The organism is Streptomyces sp. NPDC004561 (assembly GCF_053602155.1).
This window is the reverse complement of sequence record NZ_JBSGDB010000593.1, coordinates 1-4,919: the sequence shown is the minus strand read 5'-3', so window position 1 is coordinate 4,919 and position 4,919 is coordinate 1. Positions and strand designations below refer to the sequence as shown.

Genomic DNA, 4,919 nt, shown 5'->3' with positions numbered 1-4,919 from the left:
GGCGCTGAGCACACTGACGTTGTCCAGGGCGCCGTACCCGCTGGTGCCCAGGAAGCCGGGCCGGTCCGCGCGCACCGGCACTCGCGAAGGACGTCCGCGCGGGACGCGCGGACGTGTACGCGTGTGCGGCCCTGATCCGTCGCTGGCGGCTCTGACCCGTCAAGTAAGCCCAGTCGGCGGGAGCGACGGTGGCGCCGCCCGCGCCCATGGCCTGGCCGCGGGCGGCCTGTCGGTGGCGCTACCGGGCGGAGGCCAAACGGTCCTACGACGCGGGCAACGGCCCAGCTCTACGGCCACATCACGACGTACACGTCGCCGGAGCGGTCGGGTCCATCAGTAGAGGCTCCAGTCGTCTGTGTCCCAGTGGCCGTCGTGGCGGACGCAGCCGCCGTCGGCGACGACCAGTCCCTCGCCGGTACGTCGGCCGGGGCTCAGTGATATCGCGACGCCGTGGTCGTCGGTGGTGCGGATCTCTTGCAGACTGGTCGCTTTGCCGGAGGCCGGGTCGGTCTCCGGCTTCGTCGTCACCTTCCATCCCCACGCGGACCACCGCCTGCGAAGGTCGGCGACCGCCGCGCGATACCCGGCGTCGCCGTCCTTGAAATCCGGGGCCCAGGAGACGGACGGCTGGTCCCGGTAGGTGTCACCCCGGTCGACACCGAAGTCGTCCACGCAGGATGAGCTCGCCCTGGACTTTCCCAGGATCACGGAGTCCGGATCCGAGCCCAGGAAGCGAACTGTGTCCTCGCCGGCGGCCTGCGTGTCGCGTACGTGCTCCAGAAACTGCGCCTCGGAACGGACTGGACCGCCCACCACGGCGCTGCAGCCCACGAGCGGGAACACCACAACGGCCCCCGCAACGGAAAGCCCCAGGGCCCTGAACCGGCGGCGGAAAGCGTACGCCGCGAAAGCGGCGGAAGGAGTCGGCGTCATGAAGCCATCCGAACACCACCACCCAGGCCGACGGCACCGTCGCCGTACTCAGTCTCGTACTCAGAAGGGCCACAGTGCCCGGAGAGTTTTCAGGTCTCTCTGAGGCTCTGAGTACCTATCCGGCGAACGGTGCCCACTTGGGCGCTCAGTCGCACCGTCTCGCCCGTGATCGGCGACGGCTGCCCCCTGTCTGGGGCGGTGTACGATCCGCGTTCGATCATTGCTCTTGAAGGGGGTTGAGGGTGAGGGTGTCGTTGCGGCGGCTTGCGGCTGGTGTGGCTGCCGGGGCCGCGTTGGTGGCGTTCGGCGCCGGGTCGGCGAACGCGGCGGGGTATGCGGGGACGTTGCAGTTCGGGCGAGTGACCGGCGTGCCGAAGAGTGTGCACCGCGGGCGGACGATCACAGTGGAGCTGTGGTTTCGTCAGTACTCCCCGTACTACGTGGACGCCTACTCGTACGGGCTGCACTTCTGGAACCCAGCGGGTGTGAACGCTCGCGGAGAATCGGCGCCGGGCGTGACGGTGACCTGGTACGACTCGGCGAAGAAGCGGTGGGTGCCGTCGGATGAACGGCTGAACCACAACTCGAACCAGATCTGGGACGTTCCCGGGCGCGGTGTGATGGTGCCGTCGGGGGTGTGGAACCACCAACTGACCCGGATCACCTTCGCATCGTCGGCGAAGACCGGTCTGTGGCACTTCGAGGGTGAGGCGCCGCAGTCGTGGTCGGTGGTGACGAAGTCCGGTGGTGGAACCTCGGCTGACCTCAAGCTGAACCAGCCGCCGCTTCAACAGATCAGGGTGACCAAGTAGGTTCTGGTCTTCTGCGAGCGAGGTGCCCGGCCGGAAAGTCGGAAGGGCACCTCGGTGGACTGGAGACACTGGCGGCCCCGGTCGCCGGGCCACCCAACGGTCAACGTCTTGAGTTGTCTCCGTTGCTGTTCATTCTCCGCGATGCGATCACCGAGTACGCCTTGATCGATGTACCCGGTGACCTATCGATCAATCACCTGGGAAGGCACGTCCTCCCGAGGCTGATCCACAGGTCCTGACCATTGCTCGGTGCGGAGTGGCCAGCCCTTTGTCGATGCGCAGCCACCCGGCGATCCCGCGGCAATGCAGCCCGGCCTTCAGCGCCGGCCAAGTTCGCGGAAGCCTGGCGACCAAGGCTGTCGGCGCACGTCGTGAGGCACCGCCATAACGGCCGCTCACTGGTCAACGCGCCAAGTGCGCAAGTCAGTTGAGTACGCATACTCATGTCACGCCCTCTCTCGCGCACCCATGATCGACCTCCGGGGCAGGCTCACAGAGGGGACGGCAAGAGAAGATGGCATCCGTACGAACTGGAGACGATCGGGGACGCACTCAGTGGCGCTCTTTCCTGGGAACCCGTGTGGCCAGGTCGTCGGCGGTCGGAGCCGGACTCGGAACAGCTTTGATAGTGCTTGCCGCCGCGCTTTCCACTTGGCCCTTGGACGGAATCCTCCCGTGCGGTCAACAGGAGTGGGGATGCCTGGGGTTGGCGCTTCTGCTGCTCAGAGTGGCAGCGGTGGTCGGCTTCCTGATGAGCTGGCTACTGCTGCGAATGGCGGGTGTCCGGCCGGCCTGGCGGGTTGCCGTGCTCACCAGCCTGCTCTTCTGGTTCGGGGCCGAGCTGAACGATCGGGCGCTCTTCGGGAACCTGCCGACAGCCGTTCTCCCGCTGGTCTCGGCCGCCCTGTTCGCACTGGCCACTGTCCTGACCGCGCCCCGTCCCGTCTTCTGGCGGCCCCGGATCGTGCTGCTTATTGCTCTTGCTCTGTTGTGGCCGCTTTCGGGGCTCGTGGGCGACCACCGCACGGAAGCGAGCAAGCGCAGTGAACTCGTGGATGCCGGCGTTCCCCTGCTTGCGCCCGACGTCACCGGTTACCGCCTCGACCATCCATGGGCCACTCGGTACGGTCATGAGCTCGTCTACCGCCTGTGGCCCGAGCGGGCCGGCGTCGACGCCAACGATCCGAACGGCTGGGCAGTCCATGTGACCGTGGCACCGGTGGAGTCCGGTTTCCGCCCACCGGTCTGCGAGGCGCAAGGCGATAGCGGCCCCCTGTACCACATGCCGTGCCAGCTGGTAGGCCCCAACACCTGGCGCACAGTCAGGCAGTACGCGGTCTTCTACTTCGTGCGCCGGAATGGTGCCATGACCGTGCTCGCTTCGTACGGAACGCACATCACGGATGGCGAACTGCGCGCCCTGGCGTCCACAGTGGCCGTAAGAGATCCGGGCTTCTTCCTCCGAGGAGTCGATTGACCGGTGATCGTGCGCGCAAGCCTGGACGCTCCCGCGGCGGTCTCACCACCAAGCTCAACCTGGCCGTCGAACAGAGGCAGCCCATGTCCATCGTGATCACGGATGGGCAGCGTGGGGATTCTCTGCAGTTCGAGGTCGTGCTGGGCCGCATCCGGGTGCCACGACTGGGGTGCGGCAGGCCCCGCGTGCGCCCGCGACGGGTGCGGGCGGACAATGCGTACGCGTCCCACTAGAACCGCGTCTACCTGCGGCATCGCGGTATCCGCTGCACCATTCCGGATAAGGCCGACCAGGTCCGCAACGGCAAGAAGCGCGGGTCCAGTGGTGGCCGGCCACCGAAGTTCGACCCAGAAGACTACAAGGCCCGGCACGCGGTCGAGTGCGGCATCAGTCGCCTCAAGAGACATCGAGCGGTGGCCACCAGGTACGACAAACTCGCGGTCCGCTACGAGGCTCCCGTCCTCATTGCCGCCATCAACGAGTGGTGGTGACGTACTGGTCCGACGACAACTCGAACACCCGTACTCGCCGACCGCAGGTGGGATGGACGGTCTCACGGACCGGATGCATCCCCAGTCTGGTCATGATCCGTTCGGAGGCGTCGTTGCCCACTTGAGTGATGCTGACGATCCGCTCCAGCCCTCGCTCTTCGAACCCGAACCGTACAGCGGCCGCAGCGGCCTCGGTGGCCAAGCCCTGCCCCCAGTGGGAACGTCCCAGCCGCCAGCCGACCTCAACCGCCGGCAGTACCTCCGGCAAGTAGTCGGGCACCGAAAAGCCGGTGAATCCGGCCAGCTCGCCAGTGGACCGGATCTCCACGGCGAACAGGCCGAAGCCCTGTGACTCCCACTCGCTCTCCCATGCCTGGACCCCGCTGCGAGTCTGCTGTTCGTCACGGACGCTGCCGTCACGGATCCACCGCATGACCTCGGGGTCGGCATTGACGGCAGCCATGGGCGCAACGTCTTCCTCGCGCCAGCGACGCAGGATCAAACGGGGAGTCTCAAGCGTGACCATCCAATCATTCTGGATCACAAATGGGCTCTCCGCCATCCTCACCAGGCACTTTCGATATACGCCCTAGAAGATGCGCGGGTTACCAACCGGGAGCTGATGGCCCGGCTCAACAGTGGCTCCTTGCAACGCTGCTGACGTGCCGTCACTTAACCACCACAAGCGGTCCGGCCGCCATGTCCTGACCAACGCCACCCTGGACTCCTCCTTCTGGACGCCGTCGGCTACGGGCCCGAGGCAGTGAGGGAGTCAGAGGAAGACTTGCCGTCCACCCTCAACGCTGTGACCGCGGACACGGGGTCGTCCGCGTAGAAGCGGAAGGCGCGGGCCTCGGCATGCTTACCAAGGACGCGTACGTACCGAACCGGCTCGGTGAGTTCGACGGTGACCGTCGTCAGGCCGGCCACGGCCACGCCGCTCTCGTCTGCGGCGGCCGGCTTGCCATTCAAAAATCTCCGGTCCAGACGGACGGAGGCTGTGCGGTCGGCCGGGATGCGGATGTCCAGCAGAGCGCTGTAGCGCAGGCGCAGCGAGCCATCGGCCCCGATCACATGCGGGCGGACCACGCAGGAGGCATGCAGGGCGAGAAGGAAGTAGCAGCCCAGATGTCCAGGACGAGCGTGGCCACGTGCACCACCGGCCAGGGGATCAGATAAGCCAGGACGACGGTCTCGACGATGCAG

5 protein-coding genes and 1 pseudogene are annotated in these 4,919 nt (G+C 66.6%); 3 read left to right on the top strand and 3 right to left on the bottom strand.

Features of this window, described 5'->3' with window-relative positions; genetic code table 11:
* Window positions 1–333 precede the first annotated feature (333 nt).
* On the bottom strand, window positions 334–672 hold the full coding sequence (locus tag ACWEN3_RS41515; RefSeq protein ID WP_452982421.1) for a hypothetical protein: 339 nt from the start codon (window positions 670–672) through the stop codon (window positions 334–336).
* A gap of 509 nt (window positions 673–1,181) precedes the next feature.
* On the opposite strand from ACWEN3_RS41515, the gene ACWEN3_RS41510 reads away from it, so the two are divergent.
* The 3 genes and pseudogenes from ACWEN3_RS41510 to ACWEN3_RS41500 form a co-directional block, all read left to right on the top strand.
* Window positions 1,182–1,745 carry a hypothetical protein gene (locus ACWEN3_RS41510; RefSeq protein ID WP_452982418.1) on the top strand — a complete coding sequence of 188 codons (564 nt, stop codon included), beginning with the start codon at window positions 1,182–1,184 and terminating at the stop codon, window positions 1,743–1,745.
* Window positions 1,746–2,451: 706 nt separating this feature from the next.
* A complete protein-coding gene (locus ACWEN3_RS41505) occupies window positions 2,452–3,222 on the top strand; it encodes a hypothetical protein (RefSeq protein WP_452982415.1) in 771 nt (256 codons plus the stop codon).
* A gap of 20 nt (window positions 3,223–3,242) precedes the next feature.
* A pseudogene (locus tag ACWEN3_RS41500) lies at window positions 3,243–3,713 on the top strand (transposase); the annotation flags it as partial.
* Here the strand turns inward: ACWEN3_RS41500 and ACWEN3_RS41495 are convergent.
* Both ACWEN3_RS41495 and ACWEN3_RS41490 read right to left on the bottom strand, forming a co-directional pair.
* Entirely contained in the window at window positions 3,697–4,239 is a 543-nt protein-coding gene (locus ACWEN3_RS41495; RefSeq protein WP_452982412.1) for a GNAT family N-acetyltransferase, read from the bottom strand. The pseudogene ACWEN3_RS41500 and the gene ACWEN3_RS41495 sit on opposite strands and share 17 nt — an antisense overlap.
* 221 nt (window positions 4,240–4,460) lie before the next feature.
* A complete protein-coding gene (locus ACWEN3_RS41490; protein ID WP_452982408.1) occupies window positions 4,461–4,787 on the bottom strand; it encodes a hypothetical protein in 327 nt (108 codons plus the stop codon).
* Between the last annotated feature and the right edge of the window lie 132 nt (window positions 4,788–4,919).